General features: G+C 64.7%; 16 protein-coding genes. 7 read left to right on the top strand and 9 right to left on the bottom strand.

Translation table 11 applies throughout. From position 1 onward, the window contains the following. Positions 1–2 precede the first annotated feature (2 nt). The 6 genes from WBR68_RS19160 to dapD all read left to right on the top strand — a co-directional run bounded on the left by WBR68_RS19160 (position 3) and on the right by dapD (position 6,364). Positions 3–920 (top strand): ABC transporter permease, encoded by a 918-nt coding sequence (locus WBR68_RS19160; protein ID WP_230694991.1) that lies wholly within the window; start codon positions 3–5, stop codon positions 918–920. 37 nt (positions 921–957) lie between these two features. Further along, the gene (locus tag WBR68_RS19155) at positions 958–1,941 is read left to right on the top strand and encodes an ABC transporter ATP-binding protein (protein WP_050446759.1); all 984 of its coding nucleotides are present in this window, start codon (positions 958–960) and stop codon (positions 1,939–1,941) included. Then, entirely contained in the window at positions 1,938–2,948 is a 1,011-nt protein-coding gene (locus WBR68_RS19150; protein ID WP_230694990.1) for an ABC transporter ATP-binding protein, read from the top strand. Before WBR68_RS19155 ends, WBR68_RS19150 begins: the two co-directional genes overlap by 4 nt. Beyond that, complete coding sequence (locus WBR68_RS19145) at positions 2,948–3,853, top strand: alpha/beta hydrolase (protein ID WP_127183265.1); 906 nt, start codon at positions 2,948–2,950, stop codon at positions 3,851–3,853. Before WBR68_RS19150 ends, WBR68_RS19145 begins: the two co-directional genes overlap by 1 nt. 44 nt (positions 3,854–3,897) lie before the next feature. Beyond that, positions 3,898–5,028, top strand: coding sequence for a M20 family metallopeptidase (locus tag WBR68_RS19140; protein WP_050446855.1), 1,131 nt, complete (start codon positions 3,898–3,900; stop codon positions 5,026–5,028). A gap of 358 nt (positions 5,029–5,386) precedes the next feature. Further along, positions 5,387–6,364 carry a 2,3,4,5-tetrahydropyridine-2,6-dicarboxylate N-succinyltransferase gene (gene dapD / locus WBR68_RS19135; RefSeq protein WP_127183264.1) on the top strand — a complete coding sequence of 326 codons (978 nt, stop codon included), beginning with the start codon at positions 5,387–5,389 and terminating at the stop codon, positions 6,362–6,364. A 116-nt stretch (positions 6,365–6,480) separates the two neighbouring features. Here the strand turns inward: dapD and WBR68_RS19130 are convergent, their stop codons facing one another. Both WBR68_RS19130 and WBR68_RS19125 read right to left on the bottom strand, forming a co-directional pair. Next, entirely contained in the window at positions 6,481–7,101 is a 621-nt protein-coding gene (locus WBR68_RS19130; RefSeq protein ID WP_050446763.1) for a hypothetical protein, read from the bottom strand. A gap of 156 nt (positions 7,102–7,257) precedes the next feature. Continuing rightward, entirely contained in the window at positions 7,258–8,109 is an 852-nt protein-coding gene (locus tag WBR68_RS19125) for a class II glutamine amidotransferase (RefSeq protein WP_127183262.1), read from the bottom strand. 122 nt (positions 8,110–8,231) lie between these two features. Between WBR68_RS19125 and WBR68_RS19120 the strand changes: the two genes are divergently transcribed. Further along, positions 8,232–9,287 (top strand): threonine aldolase family protein, encoded by a 1,056-nt coding sequence (locus tag WBR68_RS19120; RefSeq protein ID WP_230694989.1) that lies wholly within the window; start codon positions 8,232–8,234, stop codon positions 9,285–9,287. A gap of 28 nt (positions 9,288–9,315) precedes the next feature. Here WBR68_RS19120 and WBR68_RS19115 read toward each other — a convergent pair whose 3' ends face one another. The 7 genes from WBR68_RS19115 to atpD form a co-directional block, all read right to left on the bottom strand. Continuing rightward, positions 9,316–10,143, bottom strand: a complete 828-nt coding sequence (locus WBR68_RS19115; protein WP_230694988.1) for an AraC family transcriptional regulator — start codon at positions 10,141–10,143, stop codon at positions 9,316–9,318. 15 nt (positions 10,144–10,158) lie between these two features. Then, positions 10,159–12,219, bottom strand: a complete 2,061-nt coding sequence (locus WBR68_RS19110) for a UvrD-helicase domain-containing protein (RefSeq protein WP_050446767.1) — start codon at positions 12,217–12,219, stop codon at positions 10,159–10,161. 13 nt (positions 12,220–12,232) lie between these two features. Next, positions 12,233–14,323, bottom strand: coding sequence for a primosomal protein N' (locus WBR68_RS19105; RefSeq protein ID WP_127183259.1), 2,091 nt, complete (start codon positions 14,321–14,323; stop codon positions 12,233–12,235). A 352-nt stretch (positions 14,324–14,675) separates the two neighbouring features. After that, positions 14,676–15,749 (bottom strand): uroporphyrinogen decarboxylase, encoded by a 1,074-nt coding sequence (gene hemE, locus WBR68_RS19100; RefSeq protein WP_127183258.1) that lies wholly within the window; start codon positions 15,747–15,749, stop codon positions 14,676–14,678. A 57-nt stretch (positions 15,750–15,806) separates the two neighbouring features. Next, positions 15,807–16,646: a helix-turn-helix domain-containing protein gene (locus WBR68_RS19095; protein ID WP_230694987.1), complete on the bottom strand. Its 840-nt coding sequence runs from the start codon at positions 16,644–16,646 to the stop codon at positions 15,807–15,809. 196 nt (positions 16,647–16,842) lie between these two features. Then, positions 16,843–17,268: a F0F1 ATP synthase subunit epsilon gene (locus WBR68_RS19090; RefSeq protein ID WP_006217064.1), complete on the bottom strand. Its 426-nt coding sequence runs from the start codon at positions 17,266–17,268 to the stop codon at positions 16,843–16,845. A gap of 9 nt (positions 17,269–17,277) precedes the next feature. Then, the gene (gene atpD / locus WBR68_RS19085) at positions 17,278–18,681 is read right to left on the bottom strand and encodes a F0F1 ATP synthase subunit beta (RefSeq protein WP_050446770.1); all 1,404 of its coding nucleotides are present in this window, start codon (positions 18,679–18,681) and stop codon (positions 17,278–17,280) included. Positions 18,682–18,720: the final 39 nt, after the last annotated feature.

Here is an 18,720-nt window from a genome sequence, read left to right as displayed (position 1 = left end):
CCATGGCTAACATTCCCAATTCCGGCCGCACCCGCACCGTCCAGCCTTTGGCCGAGACCCCGCAGCGTGCCTCCATCCTGAAGAAACTCCGTGCGCGTCCCACCGTGCGCGGCTCCGTGATCGCGCTGGCCGTCCTGATCATCCTGGTGGTTTTCGCGCCCTACTTCGCGCCGCAGAATCCCTATGACCTGGCCAATCTGTCGCTGCTGGACGGCCGCCTGGCGCCGCGCCAGGCGCTGATGGACGGCAGCATCGCCTGGCTGGGCACCGATGACCAGGGCCGCGACATGCTCAGCGCCATCCTGTATGGCTTGCGCATCAGCCTGATGGTGGGCCTGTCGGCCGTGGTGCTGGCCACCGCCATCGGCGGCGCCATCGGTCTGATTGCCGCCTACGTGGGCGGCCTGGTCGACACCATCCTGATGCGCATCGTCGACTTCATCCTGGGCTTTCCGACTATTCTCGTGGCGCTGGTGCTGCTGGTGGTGCTGGGGCGCGGCGTGGACAAAGTCATCCTGGCGCTGGTGCTGGTGCAGTGGGGGCACTATGCCCGCATCATGCGCAGCCGCGCGCTGCAGGAACGCCGCAAGGAATACGTGGAAGCCGCCGCCAACCTGGGCTTTCCGGCCTGGCGCATCATGGTGTTCCACCTGCTGCTCAACTGCCTGGGCCCCGTCATGGTGTTCGCCACCATCCAGATCGCCACCGCGATCGCGCTGGAAGCCACCCTGTCGTTCCTGGGCGTCGGCGTGCCGATCACCGAGCCGTCGCTGGGCCTGTTGATTTCCAACGGCTTCCAATACCTGCTGTCCGGCGACTACTGGATCAGCCTGTTCCCGGGTATCGCCCTGCTGGTGCTGATTCTTTCCATCAACATCGTGGGCGACCGCCTGCGTGAAAGCCTGGATCCCAAGCGATGACGCCCGCCCGTCGCCTGTGGCGCAATGGACTACTGAAATGAGCGATATTCTTCTTGATGTGCGCGGCCTGCGCACCGCATTCCATACCGAAGCCGGCGCGTATCTGGCCGTCGATGGCGTCGACCTTACCGTGCGCCGCGGCGAAATCGTGGGCCTGGTCGGCGAATCCGGCTCCGGCAAATCCGTGACCGGTTTCTCGCTGCTGGGCCTGATCGACCCGCCCGGGGAAGTCGTCGACGGCGAAGTGAACTTCAAGGGCACGGACCTGCGCAAGTTCACGGAAGAGCAGATGCGCCAGTTGCGCGGCAACCGCATCGCCATGATCTTCCAGGACCCCTTGATGACGCTGAACCCGGTGCTGCGCATCGGCGAGCAGATGATGGAAGCCATCCTCACGCACGAAAACGTATCCCGGGCACAAGCCGAGGAACGCTGCCGCGAAGCGCTGGAGATGGTGGGCATTCCGTCGCCCGAAAAGCGGCTGAAGAGCTACCCGCATGAGTTCTCCGGCGGCATGCGCCAGCGCGTGGCGATCGCCATCGCCATGCTGAACAAGCCCGACCTGATCATCTGTGACGAGCCCACCACCGCGCTGGACGTCACCATCCAGGGCCAAATTCTCTACCGCATGCAAGAGATTTGCCGCGAGCACAACACCGCGCTTATCTGGATCACGCACGATCTGGGCGTGGTGGCCGAACTGGCCGACCGCGTGGCCGTCATGTATGCCGGCCGCATCGTGGAAAGCGGCCCGGTTGAACAGGTGCTGGAATCGCCGCGCCACCCCTACACCCGGGGCCTGTTGGATTCGATGCCCGGCGCCACCCAACCCGGCGCGCGCCTGCACCAGATCAACGGCATGGCGCCCAGCCTGGCGGGCCGCCCGTCGGGCTGTGCGTTCCGGCCGCGCTGCCCCAAGGCGGTCACGCGCTGCACCGAACAAGCCCCCTCTGTTACCACCGAAGGTCCGCGCAGCTACCGCTGCTACGTGCCGATAGCCCGCGAGGCACAGCAAGCATGAGCCAAGCCGATACTCCCGTCATCGAGCTCAAGAACGTCCACAAGCGATTCGAACAGCGCCCCGACCTGGCCCAGCGCATCCTGGCCCTGACCGGCCGCCCGCTGGACCGCCGCACGGTGTATGCCGTGAACGGCGTGGACCTGTCCATCAAGCGCGGCGAAGTCGTCGGGCTGGTGGGCGAGTCGGGTTGCGGCAAGTCCACGCTGGGCCGCGTCGTGGCTGGCCTGCACCGGCAGACCGAAGGCGAACTGCTGTACCAGGGCCGCGATGCCGTGCGCCTGCGCGGCGCCGACAAGCTGGCCTATACGCTGGGCGTGCAGATGATTTTCCAGGACCCGCAAGCGTCCTTGAACCCGCGCCAGCGCCTGCGCCAGATCCTGGGCGAATCGCTCAAGGTCCACAAGCTGGCGCCGCCAGCCGAGATCCCCTCGCGTATCGACCAGGCCTTGAAGGAAGTGGGCCTGGACGCCGAATACCGCGACCGCTTTCCCCACCAGATTTCCGGCGGCCAGCGCCAGCGCATCGGCATTGCCCGGGCGCTGATGGTGGCGCCCAAGTTCCTGGTGTGCGATGAACCCGTGGCCGCGCTGGACGTGTCGATCCAGGCGCAGGTGATCAACCTGTTCATGGACCTGCGCGAGCAGCACGGTTTTACGTATCTCTTCATCAGCCACGACCTGGGCGTGGTCAAGCACATCTCGGACCGCGTCGCGATCATGTACCTGGGCAAGATCGTGGAGATTTCCACGTCGGCCGAGATCTTCGCGCGCGCCAACCACCCGTACACTCAGGCCTTGATGGCCGAGGTGCCGGACGTGGCCCGCCGTGGCCGCAAGTTCACACCGATCAAGGGCGAAATCCCGTCGCCGCTGAACCCGCCCCCGGGCTGCACCTTCAACCCCCGTTGCCCCCACGCCATGCCGCGCTGCCGCGAGCAGGCGCCGGCCCTGAAAGAAATCTCGGCGGGCCACTGGTCGGCCTGTCACCTGAACGAAGCGAGCGCCTGATGAAACCCTCCGACATGTCCAACGTGGACCGCATCGCCATCGAAATGGGCCATGCGGGCCGCAACACCATCCAGTACATCGACGAGGACCGCAACTCCGACCGTCCGTTCAAGCTGCAAACATATCGCCCCTACGGCTACACGCCCGACCGCCCTGTCGTCATCGTGCAGCACGGCGTGCTGCGCAACGGCGATGAATATCGCGACTTCTGGGTCGAAGCGGCCGACAAGCACAAGCTGCTGATCGTGGCGCTGACCTTCTCCAACGAAATCTGGCCCGGCGTTGAAAGCTACAACAACGGCCGCGTGTTCTCGGCTGGTGGCAACCCGCGCCACATCGATGGCTGGACCTACGCGCTGGTGGGCAACGTCATCAAGGACATGATCGACGGCGAAATCACCGACGGCCAGAACGTCTACCTGTTCGGCCACTCGGCCGGCGGCCAGTTCGTGCACCGCCTGATGAGCAGCCAGTCGCACGCGCCGTTCAAGGCCGTGACGGCGGGCAACCCCGGCTGGTACACGCTGCCCACGTTCGACTACCCGTTCCCCGAAGGCATGGACGGCGTGGGCCTGACCGAAGAGCATCTGGTCAAGCTGCTGGCCTACCCGATGACGATTCTGGCGGGCGATCAGGACATCGCCACCGACGACCCTAACCTGCCGTCCGAACCCGCCGCGATGCGCCAAGGCCCGCACCGCTTTGCGCGCGCCAAGAACTACTACGAGTTCGGCAAGCAAGAGGCCGAGCGCCGTGGCGTGCCGTTTGGCTGGACGCTGCAAGTGGTGCCCGGCATCGGCCACGATGGCCGCGCCATGTCGGCCGTTTGCGCCAGCCTGTGGTTTGACGGCAAGATGCCCGACGACGCCGAACTGGCCCGCCTGGCCGGCCAGCAGGTCGCCTGATTCTGATCGCCAACTCTTTTTCATTGCTGAACACCGAACCCGCCATGTCCAACACCCAGAGCACTGAACAGATCGTCGCCGGCATTCAAAGCTGGCTGCAATGCGAATCGCCGTCCAACTTTCCCGAAGGCATCGCCGCCATGGCGCGCATCATCGCCGACTACGCGGCCGCCGCGGGCCTGACGGTGGAGCTGTCGTCGCTGGGCCCCACCACGGGTCCGCTGCTGTACGCCACCAACCGCGCCCCCGGCGACACGCGCCCCGGCATCCTGATCCTGGCGCACATGGACACGGTGCATCCGGTGGGCACGCTGCTGGAGAACCCGGTGCGTATTGATGGCGACCGCCTCTACGGCCCGGGCAGTTATGACATGAAGGCGGGCATCTACCTGGCGCTGACCGCGCTGGCCGGCGTGGCGCGGCCCGGCGCGACGCAACTGCCGGTGGACTTCCTGGTGGTGCCGGATGAAGAAACGGGCAGCCATGCGTCCCGCGTGCATATTGAACGCTTTGCCGCCAACGCCAAGTACGCGCTGGTGTGCGAGCCGGCCCGCCCGAACGGCGGCAAGTGCGTGACGGCGCGCAAGGGCACGGGCATGCTCAACCTGAACGTGAAGGGCCGCCCGGCACACGCCGGCATGCAGCACGAGAAGGGTCGCAGTGCAATCCGCGAAATGGCGCACCAGGTGCTGGCATTGGAAGCCATGACCGACTATGACCGCGGCATCACGGTCAGCGTGGGTACGATTGCGGGCGGCACGGTCACGAATACGGTGCCGGCGTTGTGCCGCTGCGTGGTGGACTTCCGCGTGCCCGACATGGGCGCCGCCGAAGACGTGCTGCGCCGCATGCGCGAGTTGTGCGCGGTGGGGCCGGATGTGGAACTGGACATCAACGTTGAACTGAACCGCCCGCCGATGGTGAAGACGGACGAGGCGGCGGCCTTGCTGTCGCTGGTGCAGGGCTACGCGGATCGGGCGGGCTTCCTGCTGGAAGACGCGCCGATGACCGGCGGCGGCAGCGACGCGAACTTCACGTCGGCGATGGGGATTCCCACGCTGGACGGGTTGGGCGCTGATGGGGATGGGGCGCATACGCTGAATGAGTATGTGCTGGTGTCGACGCTGGAACAGCGGCTGAAGTTCTGGGAATTGCTGTTGAAGGAATTGGCGTAGGGGTGATGGGTTGCGCGCGATTTACGGCGGTGTTCTTTTGAACTGCGGTTCGCGCTTCACCCATCCTACGATGGTCGGGTTGATCCACCGGCGGCTGTTGGCTTGTGCGCGTTGCACGGTGGTGTTCTATTGAACGGGTGATTCGCGTTACCGCGGATCGTAGGATGGGTGAAGCGCGCGGGGTCCCTGGCAAGGGCGCCGGTGGCCCATCGCGCGTAACCCATCTTGCGGTGGTCACGGGTTGATCCACGGGCGGTTGATGGGTTGCGCGCGATCTACGGTGGTGTTCTTTTGAACGGTATCTCGCGCTTCACCCATCCTACGTCGAATTTTTCTATTTTTTTTACCGAAAATTATTATGTCCGCCGCTTCTTCCAGCGCCATTGCCTATGGCCTTGCCACGCTTGCTGCCGATGGCTCGGTGCTTGACACCTGGTATCCACGCCCGTCGCTGGCCGAGGGTACGCCCGCTGCCGGCACGCGCCGCCTTACGCCTGAAGAAGCCCGCGCGGCGCTGGGCGAACATGTGGCCACGGCCCTGATCCGCGACACGCGCCGCAAGGTGGATATCGTTGCCGTGCGCACCGCCATTGCGTCGCTGGATGAGCCGCCCGCCGATGCGCATGACGCCTATCTTCGGCTGCATCTGCTCAGCCATCGCCTGATCCGCCCGCATGATGCGAACCTGGATGGCTTGTTCGGCGTGCTGTCCAACGTGGCGTGGACGTCCGTGGGGCCGTGCGCGGTGGATCAGGTGGACGCCTTGCGCTGGCAATTGCGCGCCACGGGGCAAACGCTGGAAATTCGCGGCGTGGACAAGATTCCCCGCATGACGGACTACGTCGTGCCCAGCGGCGTGCGCATTGCCGATACGGCACGCGTGCGTCTGGGCGCGCACTTGTCGGCGGGCACGACCGTGCTGCATGAAGGCTTCTGCAACTTCAACGCCGGTACGCTGGGCGCCTCGATGGTCGAAGGCCGCATCAGCGCGGGCGTCATTGTGGACGACGGCAGCGATATCGGCGGCGGCGCGTCCATCATGGGCACGATGTCTGGCGGCGGCAAGCAGGTGGTATCCATCGGCAAGCGCTGCCTGCTGGGCGCGAACTCAGGCATCGGCATCTCGCTGGGCGACGACTGCGTGGTGGAAGCCGGCTGCTACATCACCGCTGGAACGCGGGTGCTGACGCCGGAAGGCGCGGTGGTGAAAGCCGCGTCGCTGGCGGGCCAGCATGGGTTGCTGTTCCGCCGCAATTCACAGACGGGCGTCGTGGAAACACTGGTCCGCACCGCGGCCTGGGGTACGCTGAATCCCGCGCTGCACGCGGGGCATTGATCCTCGTAACAACAATCACCAAACCCCATGCAAAAGGGCCGCTCGTAACGCTTGGGGCGGCCCTTCATCATTACGTATCAAGCAAGCCCGTTACGCTGCTTGCGGGACGACTCCCGTCAGGCGTATTCCGCCGTTTGACCCAACTGGTCGTACACCAGGTTCACCAGCAGATCCGAGCTGAGAATGCGCGTTGCCACGCATGAAAACACGGTCTTGCCGTTGTCGTCTTGCAGGGTGATCGTTTCGGTCCAGTCGTTCAGGTCTATGCGCTGCAACGATTCATAGGGCCAGGTGGCGCCATCAATATGCAGGCCTTCGGCCGACAGGGCCAGTTCCTGCATGTCAAAGCCGGGAAACTCACCGGACTTGATCGTCCGGAATGCCACGCGCTTGCCGTCGGCCATCAACGCTTCCAGCACGGGCAGGCGCTGCGCGACGTAGCGCGAACGGAATGCATCCAGGAGCTGGGCGAAGTTGCTGACGTCGCCGGACACCACGGTCCAGTCTTGCGTCGTGCTGGTACGGTAGGCAAATTGGTGGATCGGGCCTGCCGTTGCGCCCGCTTCAGCGGGGAACAGGCAAAGATCCAGTACATCCGCGAAGGCGGTGTAGCTGCGTGTGTCGCCTTGCTGGCGGACCACGCCCTTGTCATGCAATTCAAAGCGAAGCGGGGCGTTCCCCGTGTGCGTAAACACCGCCAATGCGTCTGAGACCTGCGGGGTTTTGCTATCTGTCATGCAACTTCCTTATTGAGTTGGGGTGCTTTCGCGGCCCAGGACGTCGCAAAGTCATTGCGACACGCATTCTCCCTTATATGGGCGATACGTGCTTGATGACCCCTATTTATCGGCCATTTTCGACGATATTTGGCCGGATTTTGCTCAAAATACCCGTTACGGCCCTGGCGCGATCGGCGCGAAGGGGTAATGCCGGACGTCGCCGCCCCCGGCGATGATGGCGGTGGCTTCGGGCACTTCCTTCCAGACGCCGGGCATCTCGCTCAAGGGTTCGGACAAGAGCAGGAAGGCGTCTTCGTCCAGCGCGGCAATCTGCGGATCCTGCGGATACAGCTCGCGCAAATGGCGCACGCAGGTGTTGTGGAACAGGCTGCGCGACTCTGCCTCGCTGGAATAACGCACCGCAATCAGCCTTTCGCCGTCCAGCGCGCACACCGTCATGTTGATGGGATGCGTCACGCCGTGGCGGCGGCCCGTTTCTTCCACCGCGCCCACCATGCGGGCCAGCGCGGGAATCGGATCTTCCTCCAGGCCAAAAGTCAGTGCCAGCAGGAACATCACCTCGGAATCGGTGGACCCTTCCATCGATCCGAAATAGGCCGGCGCAATCATCAGCATCAGGTCGCGACGCAGCAAGGGGTAGTCGCGAATCACCCCGTTATGCACAAACAGCCACTGGCCGTGGCGAAACGGGTGGCAGTTGGTTTCTTGCGCGGGCGTGTCGGTGGCCGCGCGGATATGCGCCACGAACAGCGGCGCGTGGATGGCGCGCGCTGCTTCGCGCAAGTTGCGATCGTTCCAGGCGGGGTGCACGCTGCGGTAGCGGAACGGCGGCTCGATGTGGCTATTGGACAACCGACTGTACCAACCCAGGCCAAAGCCATCGCCATTGGTCGTGGTGACGCCCAGGCGCGAATGCAGGCTCTGGTCGATAAGCGAATGCTTGGCCTTGAACAGCACGCTTTCCATCTGTAGGGGACTTCCGGTGTAAGCCAGCCAACGACACATGATGCGCTCCTTCAAGATGGACCTGCCCAGTGTAGGAGCCAGCCGCAATTTTCTACAAGCCCGCATGCGCGCGTCCCGGCATAGTGGCCACTTTCCCGAATCCGCCAACGCCAACCGTGAACATGCCCTTATCCGTCCCCGCCCCCAATATGGGCTTTTCCAGCGACAACATCGCGGGCGCCAGCCCCGAAGTGATGCAGGCGCTGCTGCGCGCCAGCGCCGGCCAGGCCCAGCCCTATGGCGCCGACGACAGCACCCTGAATGTGCAGCGCCGGCTGGCCGAGCTGTTCGAGCACGAGGTCGACGTGCTGCTGGTGCCCACCGGCACGGCCGCCAATTCGCTCAGCCTGGCCGCGCTGACGCCGCCCTGGGGCGCCGTGCTGTGCCATGCGCAAAGCCATATCGCCAATGATGAATGCGGGGCACCCGAGTTCTACACCCATGGCGCCCGCCTGATGCTGCTGGGTGGCACCGACGCCAAGATCGACCCGGTCGAACTGGCCGAGCAAGCGCGGCGCAAGGTGGGCGACGTGCATTCCGTGCAGCCGTCCTGCGTCAGCATCACGCAGGCCACGGAAACCGGCAGTGTCTACACCCTGGATGAGATCCAGGCCATCGGCAGCGTCTGCCGCGATGCGGGCTTGCCGCTGCACATGGACGGCGCGCGCTTTGCCAACGCGCTGGTCAGCCTGGACTGCACCCCGGCGGAAATGACGTGGAAGGCGGGCGTCGAGATCCTGTCGTTCGGCGCCACCAAGAACGGCGTGCTGGGCGCCGAGGCCATCGTGATGTTCAACCCTGAGCGTGCGCGCGACCTGGCGTTCCGGCGCAAGCGCGGCGGCCATCTGTTGTCAAAGATGCGTTTGCTGTCCGCGCAGATGGAAGCGTATCTGGATGATGGCCTGTGGCTGCGCAACGCGCGCCAGGCCAACGCCATGGCCGCCCGCCTGGCGGCAGGCATGCAAGGCCTGCCCGGCGTGACGCTGCAAGGCAAGGCCGACGCCAACATCCTGTTCTGCCAGTTGCCAGCCGCCGCCATCGACGGCCTGCTGGCCGACGGTTTCCGCTTCTATCACGACCGCTGGGGTCCGGGCGTCGTGCGTCTGGTGACGTCCTTTGCCACCACGGAACAAGACGTCGACCACTTCCTGTCGGCGTTGCGCGCGCGGGTGGGTTGAACCGGCCGGCGGGCGCTTTCGGCCTTACCTACACCGCCGGTTGATAGGCCGAAGGCGGTGCTCCGTAGGCCGCACGAAAGGCGCGGTTGAAATGGCTTTGATCATAAAAGCCCACTTCCGCCGCCACCTCGGCCACCGACATGCGCGCGGTGGCCAGCACCGCGCAGGCCCGCTCCAGCCGCAGCCGCACCAGCCAGGCGTGGGGCGTCAAGCCCGCCGAGTGCGTGAAGCGCCGCAGGAATTGAAAACGGCTGAGTCCGCACAACCGGGCCAGGTCGTCCAACGCGATCTTCTCGCTCAAATGCGCATGGCAGTAATCCCGCACGGCCAGCCGATGCGCCGCTGACAGGCCGCCTTTGACCTGCTGCGGCGTCACTGTGCGCGTGCGCACGAACAAGTCGGCCATCAAGGCCAGTGATTGCGACTGCCGCGCCAGCGGTTCGTCCGGCGCGCGCGACATCCACACGTTGTGCAAGGCCATGAAGCGCTGCGCCAGCGTGGCGTCTTGCAGCAGCGTGCCGAAAAACTGCTCGCGGGGCGCGGCATTCGATACGTCTTCGATCCAGTTGCGCATCAGCGCCGAAGAAATCCGAAACGTCTTCAGCACATAGGCCGAACCCTGGTCGTCCGCCCCCATGCCGTCATGGATTTCACCGGGCGGCATCAGCGCAATACCCCCTGGCCCCAGCAGAATGCTCTGCCCGCGAAAGTGCTGGCGTTGCACACCGTGGGTCACCAGGCCGATGTGATAGTCCTCGTGATAGTGGCGGTCGAACTGGAATTCGCTGAGACGCGCCTGCCCCAGCACCAGCCCCGGCGTGCCGGACACGGGCAGATAGCGGACGTCGTCTTTCATGGGACGGGCCGCGCGCTACTTCTTCAGCAGTGCTTTCAACATGGCCATGCGCTCCTTGGGGTTCATGGCGGCGGTGGCTTCGTCTTCCTGCACGCGCACATCGCCCAGCCCCATCTCTTCAATGAAGCGTGATGGCTCGCGCACCAGGTCTTCGCGCGCACGGCGGCGGCGCTTGCACCAGCTAAGGTTCAGGCTGCGCTGCGCGCGGGTAATGCCCACGTACATCAGGCGGCGTTCCTCCTGGATGCGCGTGGCCAGGTTTTCGGCCGCGCGCGCGGGGTCGCCCACTTCGTCGTCCTTGCCCAGGTGCGGCAGCAGGCCTTCTTCAACGCCCGCCAGGTACACGTGCGGATACTCCAGGCCCTTGGACGCATGCAGGGTCGACATCTTCACCGCATCGGGCTCGTCTTCCTCGCCGCGTTCCAGCATCGTGACCAGCGCTACGTGCTGCACCAGATCGAAGAGCGTCATGTCGTCTTCTTCGGCCTTGCGCTTGAGCCAGCCGGTCAGTTCCAGCACGTTCTGCCAGCGTGTTTGCGCGGGCCGTTCTTCGAACAGTTCGAACAGATGGCGTTCGTACTGTATGGCTTCCAGCAGGTCGTCCAGGATGACGCCGGCGGGCTCGGCCGGCGCCGCGTCCTTGCCGGTGGCGCCACGCCCGGCGCGCCACTGCATGCGGCGGATGAATTCCGCAAAGGTGCGCAAGGGCTCCAACTGGCGCGGCGCCAGCAGGCTTTCCAAGCCGGTTTCGGCCACGGCGGCCAACAGCGATAGTTCGCGCGTGGCCGCGTACTGGCCCAGCACCTGCAACGTGGCCTGGCCGATGCCGCGCTTGGGCGTGGTGGCCGCGCGGATGAACGCGGGGTCGTCATCGTCGTTGGCCAACAGGCGCAGGTACGACAAGACGTCGCGCACTTCCGCCTTGTCGAAAAAGCTTTGCCCACCCGAGATCGTGTACGGAATCTTCAGGTTGCGCAGCGCCTGCTCCAGAATGCGCGACTGATGATTGCTGCGGTACAGGATGGCGAAATCCTTCCACTGCGCCTGGCGTTCAAAGCGCGAGGCCGACACCTTCATGGCGATGGATTCGGCTTCCTGCTCTTCGCCATCCATGGCGGACACCAGGATGGGCTCGCCCACGCCCAGGTCGGACCACAGCTTCTTGTCGAACAGCTTGGGGTTCTTCTCGATGACTGCGTTGGCGGCGGCCAGAATGCGCTGCACCGAGCGGTAATTCTGTTCCAGCTTGATGAGCTTGATGTTGGGGTAGTCGGTGGTCAGCTTGGCCAGGTTTTCGATGGTGGCGCCGCGCCAGGCATAGATGGCCTGGTCGTCGTCGCCCACCGCCGTGAACATGGCGCGCGAGCCCGTCAGCAACTGCACCAAGCGGTACTGGCACACGTTGGTGTCTTGGTATTCATCCACCAGCAGGTAGCGGACGCGGTTTTGCCAGCGCGTGCGCACCTCTTCGTTGCTGGACAGCAGCAAGGCGGGAATGCGGATCAGGTCATCGAAGTCCACCGCCTGATAGGCCGCCAGCGTGGCGGCATAGCTGCGGTAGATATTGGCGGCTTCCACGTCGCCCGGCGTGACGGCTTCGCGCGCGGCGTCGTCGGGTTCCATCAGCGCGTTCTTCCATAGCGAAATAATGCCCTGGACGTGCCGCAGCCGCGCCTTGTCGGTGGTGGCCAGCAGTTCCTGGATGATGGACATGGCGTCATCGGCATCCAGGATGGAAAACGTGGGCTTGAGCCCGGCGTTGCGCGCTTCCTCGCGCAGCATCTTCACGCCCAACGAGTGGAACGTGCTGATGATCAGGCCCTTGGACAGCTTGCGGTCCACCAGCGTCTTCACGCGCTCGTCCATCTCGCGCGCGGCCTTGTTGGTGAAGGTCAAGGCCACCACGTTGCGGCCCATGTAGCCGCATTCGCGCAGCAGATACGCAATTTTCTGCGTGATCACGCGCGTCTTGCCGCTGCCGGCGCCAGCCAGCACCAGGCACGGGCCGTCCAGGTACAGCACCGCTTCTCGTTGAGCGGGGTTCATCCCTTGGGCAATGGCTTCGTTGGCGGACATGTTGAACCTTAAGCTAGATTTCAAGCGGATCGACTTCCAACTGCCAGCGCACCCGCGCCTCGTTGGCGATATACGGCAAGTGGTGCGACCACGACGTCAGAAAGGCCTGCAAGGCCGGCCGGCTGCTGCTTTCCACCAGCAGTTGGGCACGCTCGATATTCGCCACCCGCACCACCCGCAGCGGCACCGGGTCGTACAGCATGATGGCGTCCAGGCCGGGAAAGTCGACGGCCCACTCCCCTTCCGGCAGCACGCGCGCGCGCTCCAGGAAAGCTTGCGCCACTTTCAGTTCGCGCGCTTCGGCCGTCAGCAGGGCTTGATAGACGAAGGGCGGCAAGCCGGTGCTTTCGCGTTCGTGCAGGGCATGGCGCGCAAAGCCCGCGTAGTCATGGCGCAGCAAAGCCTGATACACGGGCTGCTCGGGGTAGCCGGTCTGGATCAGCACCTCGCCGTTGCCCTGGTGGCGGCCGGCCCGGCCCGCCACCTGCATCAGCTGAGCAAACAGACGCTCGGGCGCGCGGAAGTCGTGCGCGAACAGCATCGAATCAGAATTCAGCACGCCCACCAGGCCCAGCCGCGCAAAATCATGCCCCTTGGCCACCATCTGCGTGCCCACCAGGATGTCGACCTCGCCCGCGTGCACGGAGGCAAACAGCGCTTCGGCACTGCCTTTCTTGCGCGTGCTGTCGGCATCGATGCGCAGGATGCGCGCCCCGGGGAACAGCTCGGCCAGATGCTCTTCGATGCGCTGGGTGCCACGGCCCATGGGCGCCAGGTCCTGGTCGCCGCACTCCGGGCACGCACGCGGCACGGGCGCCTGGTAGCCGCAGTGATGGCATTGCAGCCGATGGCCGCGCCCATCCGTGCGATGCAGCACGGTGAATGCGGTGCAGCGCGGACAATTGCTGACCCAGGCGCAGGACTGGCAATGCAGCACCGGGGAATAGCCGCGCCGGTTCAGAAAGATCAGCGACTGCTCTTTGCGTTCCAGCCGCTGGCCGATGGCCTCCAGCAAGTGCGGCGACATGCCGTGCTTCATCTGCAGGCGGCGCGTGTCCACCAGACGCATCGACGGCAGCGTGCTGGAGCGCGCCCGGCCCGGCAGCGTCAGGCGCAGATAGCGGCCGCGCTCGGCGTGCTGCCAGGTTTCCAGGGACGGCGTGGCCGAGCCCAACACCACGGGAATATCCAGATCGTGCGCGCGCCACACGGCAAGGTCACGCGCCGAATAGCGCAGGCCGTCCTGCTGCTTGTAGGAAGCGTCATGCTCTTCGTCCACCACGATCAAGCCCAGCTTGCTCAGGGGCGCAAAGATCGACATCCGCGTGCCCAGCACCATGCGCGCCTCGCCGCGTTGGGCGCGAGCCCAGGCCTGCAACCGCTCACCGTCGGACAAACCGCTGTGCATGACGGCCAGGCCATCCGGCCCCACCAAGGCTTCCAGACGCGCACGCAGCGCGGCTTCCAATTGCGGGGTCAGGTTGATCTCGGGCACCATCAGCAGCACTTGCCGCCCCTGGCCCAGCACTTTTTCCGCCGCGCGCAGGTAAACCTCGGTCTTGCCACTGCCCGTCACGCCGTGCAGCAGCACCGGCTTGAAGCCGGTCAGTGCGCCAATGGTGTCCACGGCGGCGCACTGTGCGTCGTTAAGTTCCGGCGGCTGATCGGCCTTGGCCGGCGCACGCACCGGCTTGCGCTTGCGGTTGTCCAGGCGGGCCACCGGGCCGCCTGCTGACCGCTTGCCCTGATACGCGGTGGGCTTGCGCAACGGCGGCGGCAAGGTCGGCAGCATGACTTCGCCCAGGGGTCGCTGATAGTAGTCCGCCGCGAAACGCGCCATGCGCAGCCAGTCTTCGTCAAAGGGCGGCAGATCGTCCAGCACCTGTTCGATGGGCCGGATCTGCTTGGGGTCGTATGACGGCTCGGCCGGGTTTTCCACCACTACGCCGACCATCTTGCGCCGCCCGAAAGGAACAATGACCCGCAAGCCCACGGCGACAGGCGCGTCGCTGCGGTAGTCGAACGGGCCGGGCAAGGGCACGTCCAACGCCACCCGCACCCAGCAGACGGCTTCGGGAGTCGTTCCTGGCAACGGTTCAGACATGGAGGCTTGGACGGGTCATGAAAAGAGTTTTAATCCGAATGGCGGATAGAGGATGGGGGATGGCGGCGCCGGACAAATGCCGCCTGGGCGCGCCGGACGGCGGGAACGCCGCCTGTGGATAACTTTGGGGAAAAGGCTGGAGCAACGTCAATTTTAGGAATAAGCCAAGATTGCGCAGTACGTTGCAATCCGGTGGAAAACTCAGTTTTTCCATTTAAAAACAGTGGCTTATATAACGTTCCAAGATTGTAAACTAGCTTCTAAAGGGTTTTCCCCAAGCAAATTCTTGCTGTGCACAAGTACTTGCCGGGGCCCTCAAATGTCGGCCCTTGGGACCGAAGCGTTCACTCACTTACCCCCGCAGCGTGCGGCTGTGTTGGTGGACTTCATCGACCAATTCGGCTACGGCTTCCGGCGGGGTGAAACGCGAAATTCCATGTCCAAGGTTGAACACATGGCCGCCCTTGCCGACCGGGCCAAAAGCGTCCAGCACACGCCGGGCTTCCGCGCGGATGGCGGGGCCGCCGCCAAACAAGGCCATCGGATCCAGATTGCCCTGAAAGGCCACCGAGTCGCCCGTGCGGCGGCGCGCCGCGGCCAGATCCACTGTCCAGTCCAGCCCCACGGCATCGCAACCGCAAGCCGCAATCTGTTCCAGCCATTGGCCGCCACCCTTGGTGAACACGATGACGGGCACACGCCGACCTTCGTTTTCGCGGGTCAGGCCGTCAACGACCTTCTTGGTGTAAGCCAGCGAAAACTGCTGGAACAAGCCATCGGCCAACACGCCCCCCCAACTGTCGAACAGCATGACGGCCTGCGCACCGGCGGCGATCTGCGCGTTCAGGTATTGCAGCGTGGCTTCGGCGTTGATTTCCAGGATGCGGTGCAGCAGATCCGGGCGCGAATACAGCATGGTCTTGATCAGGCGGTAGTCGTCGCTGCCCTTGCCTTCGACCATGTAGCAGGCAATGGTGAACGGGCTGCCGGCAAAGCCGATCAACGGCACCTTGCCGTCCAGCTCGCGGCGGATCACGCCGACCGCGTCAAAGACGTAGCGCAGCTTGTCCATGTCGGGCACGGCCAGGCGGGCGACGTCTTCCTCGGTGCGCACCGGGTGCGCAAAGCGCGGACCCTCGCCTTCGGCGAAGTCCAGGCCCAGGCCCATCGCATGCGGCACCGTCAAAATATCCGAAAACAGAATGGCCGCATCCAGGTCGTAGCGCGCCAGCGGCTGCAACGTGACCTCCATGGCGTAGTCCGGATTTTGAGCCAGGCCCATGAAGGAGCCTGCACGGGCCCGCGTGGCGCGGTACTCGGGCAGGTAGCGACCCGCCTGGCGCATCAGCCAGATCGGGGTATAGGGCACGGGCTCACGCAGGAGCGAGCGCAAGAACACATCGTTCTTCAAGCTGGAAGCAGACACGACTATCCTCGTTGGTCGGAAGCCGTGATTTTACTTCCCTTGAGGCCCAAGGGCGGTTTAGTCACTCATCCTGCGTCCTTGTGTCGCCTGCCGATACGGCGCGGCCTCGATGCCATGCTTGCGCATCAAGGCCCAGAACGCCCGCCGATGCTTTTCGCAGGCCCGCGCAGCCTGTGCCACGTTGCCGCCATGGCGCGACAAAGCATGGCGAATGTAGTCGCGTTCGAATCTGTCGACCACCCGCGCTTTGGCCTGGCGAAACGATTCTTGCGCGGCTTCACGTCGAGTGTCGCGCAAGTTGGCCAGGCCTTGCTCCAGCACTTCGGGCGCCACCACGGGCCGCGCACCTTGCAGCGGCAGTGCCGGGCTGCCGCCTGGCGAGTGGTAGCGCGCCGGCGCCTCTTCCAGCCCGACCTGGTGCCACATGGGATGCGCGCCCGAATTGGGCCGGCGCATACGGCCCAAGCGCACGCGCATGCTTTCCACGCAAGCGGGTTGCGCCATGAAATCAGTGACGCCCAGGCCCAGCAGGTCTTCGATGGCGGGCGCTTTCATGCCGTCCATCAGCAGCAGCAAGGGCGTCGTCAGCGCATCGCCGGCGTGCGACAGAGCCATGCGCGCCCAGGCTACCGACGACGGCGCCACCGGCAGCACGCAGCTGTCATAACGGCGCAGCGACACGGCAACGCGGGCCAGCGCCTGCACATCCGCTGGCAAGCTCGGGGGCAGGCCGGCGGCGTCAGGCCCGGCCCCGGTTGGCGCGGCCGTCAGCGTTGCCAAGGGCACCAGGTGCAGGCGCACGCGAGGCAGCCCGGCCCGATACCGCGCCACCCAGTCGCGCATGGCGGCTTCATGGCCGGGCGCCAGCAGCACCCCGCAATCCAGGACTTCTCGCACGCTTTCCCCCAGGCTCGTTAGGCAAGCTTGAAGGCTACTGTTGCATAACCCGCCCAGCTATTCGTATCGAACGCATTGCGGTCGCCACGCGCAGAGCCGGCGCGGCTTGCCGACGCCGTTCGAGCGGGCATGAAAAAAGCGGCCCGGAGGCCGCTTTCTTCTTACCGGAGCAAGCCCCGGCGTACTACTTTGCCGCTTAGTGCGAACGGCCGCCTTGGCGCAGCTTGCGCGCCGCGATGGCTTGCGCAGCCAGCATGGCGAGTTCGGCTTCGACAACTGCGATGTCCGCCTTGTCCTTGGCGTTCGCCAGGGCCTCTTCGGCCTTCTTGCGAGCTTCCACGGCGCGGGCTTCGTCCAGGTCGGAAGCACGGATAGCGGTGTCGGCCAAAACCGTCACGCTGCCCGGCTGCACTTCCAGAATGCCCCCGGCGACGAAGATGTTTTCCTCGCCTTGGTCGGCACGAACGATCTTGACCGTCCCGGGGCGTATGCGCGAAATCAGCGGGGTGTGGCCGGGCAAAATGCCCAGTTCACCCGCTTCGCCAGGCAGCACCACGAACTTCGCCTCACCGGAGAAGATCGCTTCCTCTGCGCTGACGACATCCACATGCAGGGTAGCCATATCGGTTCCTTATTGCAGTTTCTTGGCCTTCTCGAAGGCCTCGTCGATCGAGCCGACCATGTAGAAGGCCTGTTCCGGCAGCGCGTCGCATTCGCCGTTCACGATCATCTTGAAACCACGGATGGTTTCAGACAGCGGAACGTACTTGCCGGGCGAGCCGGTGAACACTTCAGCAACGTGGAACGGCTGCGACAGGAAGCGCTGGATCTTACGCGCGCGGGCCACGGCCTGCTTGTCTTCCGGCGACAGTTCGTCCATGCCCAGAATCGCGATGATGTCGCGCAGTTCCTTGTAGCGTTGCAGCGTTTGCTGCACGCCACGGGCAACGGCGTAGTGCTCTTCGCCAACGACTTGCGGGTCGAGCTGGCGGCTGGACGAATCCAGCGGGTCCACGGCCGGGTAGATACCCAGCGAAGCGATGTCACGCGACAGCACGACGGTGGAGTCCAAATGCTGGAAGGTCGTGGCAGGCGACGGGTCGGTCAAGTCATCCGCGGGAACGTACACGGCCTGGATGGACGTGATCGAACCGGTCTTGGTCGACGTGATGCGCTCTTGCAGCTTGCCCATTTCTTCAGCCAGCGTGGGCTGGTAGCCCACGGCCGACGGCATACGGCCCAGCAGTGCGGACACTTCGGTACCGGCCAGGGTGTAGCGGTAGATGTTGTCCACGAAGAACAGGATGTCGCGGCCTTCGTCACGGAACTTCTCGGCCATCGTCAGGCCCGTCAGCGCCACGCGCAGACGGTTGCCCGGGGGTTCGTTCATCTGACCGAACACCATCGCCACCTTGTCCAGAACGTTCGACTCTTCCATTTCGTGGTAGAAGTCGTTGCCTTCGCGGGTACGCTCACCCACGCCGGCAAACACCGACAAACCGCTGTGCTGCTTGGCGATGTTGTTGATGAGTTCCATCATGTTCACGGTCTTGCCCACGCCGGCGCCGCCGAACAGGCCGACCTTGCCGCCCTTTGCGAACGGGCAGACCAAGTCAATAACCTTGATGCCGGTTTCCAGCAGTTCCACCGACGGCGACAGTTCGTCGAAACGGGGAGCCGGTTGGTGAATGCCACGCTTTTCTTCGTGTTGGATCGGGCCGGCTTCGTCAATGGGACGACCCAGCACGTCCATGATGCGACCCAGCGTGCCGGTGCCGACGGGCACCGAGATCGGGGCGCCGGTGCCGGTGACTTGCATGCCGCGGCGCAGGCCGTCGCTGGAGCCCAGCGCAATGGTACGCACCACGCCGTCGCCCAACTGTTGCTGCACTTCCAGCGTCAGACCCTTCTCGGCGAACGAGGAGGACTCGTCGTCGGCCAGGGTAAGCGCCTCATAGATCTTGGGCATGTGATCGCGGGGGAACTGAATATCCACCACGGCGCCGATGCACTGAACGATGGTTCCGTTGCTCATGTCGATTCCTTGCTTGATAGCTTTAGATGGGAGCTGCCT

The sequence above is a fragment of the Achromobacter sp. JD-1 genome (assembly GCF_038594925.1).
GTDB lineage: Bacteria > Pseudomonadota > Gammaproteobacteria > Burkholderiales > Burkholderiaceae_B > Achromobacter > Achromobacter spanius_C.
Note: the sequence above shows the minus strand (reverse complement) of the source record. Positions and strands in the feature narration are given on the sequence as shown.

Coding starts and splice junctions, on each gene's coding strand:
- WBR68_RS19120 (WP_230694989.1), top strand. CDS start 8,232: ATGCCCTTATCCGTCCCCGCCCCCAATATGGGCTTTTCCAGCGACAAC.
- WBR68_RS19145 (WP_127183265.1), top strand. CDS start 2,948: ATGAAACCCTCCGACATGTCCAACGTGGACCGCATCGCCATCGAAATG.
- atpD (WP_050446770.1), bottom strand. CDS start 18,681: ATGAGCAACGGAACCATCGTTCAGTGCATCGGCGCCGTGGTGGATATT.
- WBR68_RS19140 (WP_050446855.1), top strand. CDS start 3,898: ATGTCCAACACCCAGAGCACTGAACAGATCGTCGCCGGCATTCAAAGC.
- WBR68_RS19125 (WP_127183262.1), bottom strand. CDS start 8,109: ATGTGTCGTTGGCTGGCTTACACCGGAAGTCCCCTACAGATGGAAAGC.
- WBR68_RS19110 (WP_050446767.1), bottom strand. CDS start 12,219: ATGTCCGCCAACGAAGCCATTGCCCAAGGGATGAACCCCGCTCAACGA.
- WBR68_RS19160 (WP_230694991.1), top strand. CDS start 3: ATGGCTAACATTCCCAATTCCGGCCGCACCCGCACCGTCCAGCCTTTG.
- WBR68_RS19115 (WP_230694988.1), bottom strand. CDS start 10,143: ATGAAAGACGACGTCCGCTATCTGCCCGTGTCCGGCACGCCGGGGCTG.
- WBR68_RS19130 (WP_050446763.1), bottom strand. CDS start 7,101: ATGACAGATAGCAAAACCCCGCAGGTCTCAGACGCATTGGCGGTGTTT.
- WBR68_RS19105 (WP_127183259.1), bottom strand. CDS start 14,323: ATGTCTGAACCGTTGCCAGGAACGACTCCCGAAGCCGTCTGCTGGGTG.
- dapD (WP_127183264.1), top strand. CDS start 5,387: ATGTCCGCCGCTTCTTCCAGCGCCATTGCCTATGGCCTTGCCACGCTT.
- WBR68_RS19090 (WP_006217064.1), bottom strand. CDS start 17,268: ATGGCTACCCTGCATGTGGATGTCGTCAGCGCAGAGGAAGCGATCTTC.
- WBR68_RS19155 (WP_050446759.1), top strand. CDS start 958: ATGAGCGATATTCTTCTTGATGTGCGCGGCCTGCGCACCGCATTCCAT.
- WBR68_RS19150 (WP_230694990.1), top strand. CDS start 1,938: ATGAGCCAAGCCGATACTCCCGTCATCGAGCTCAAGAACGTCCACAAG.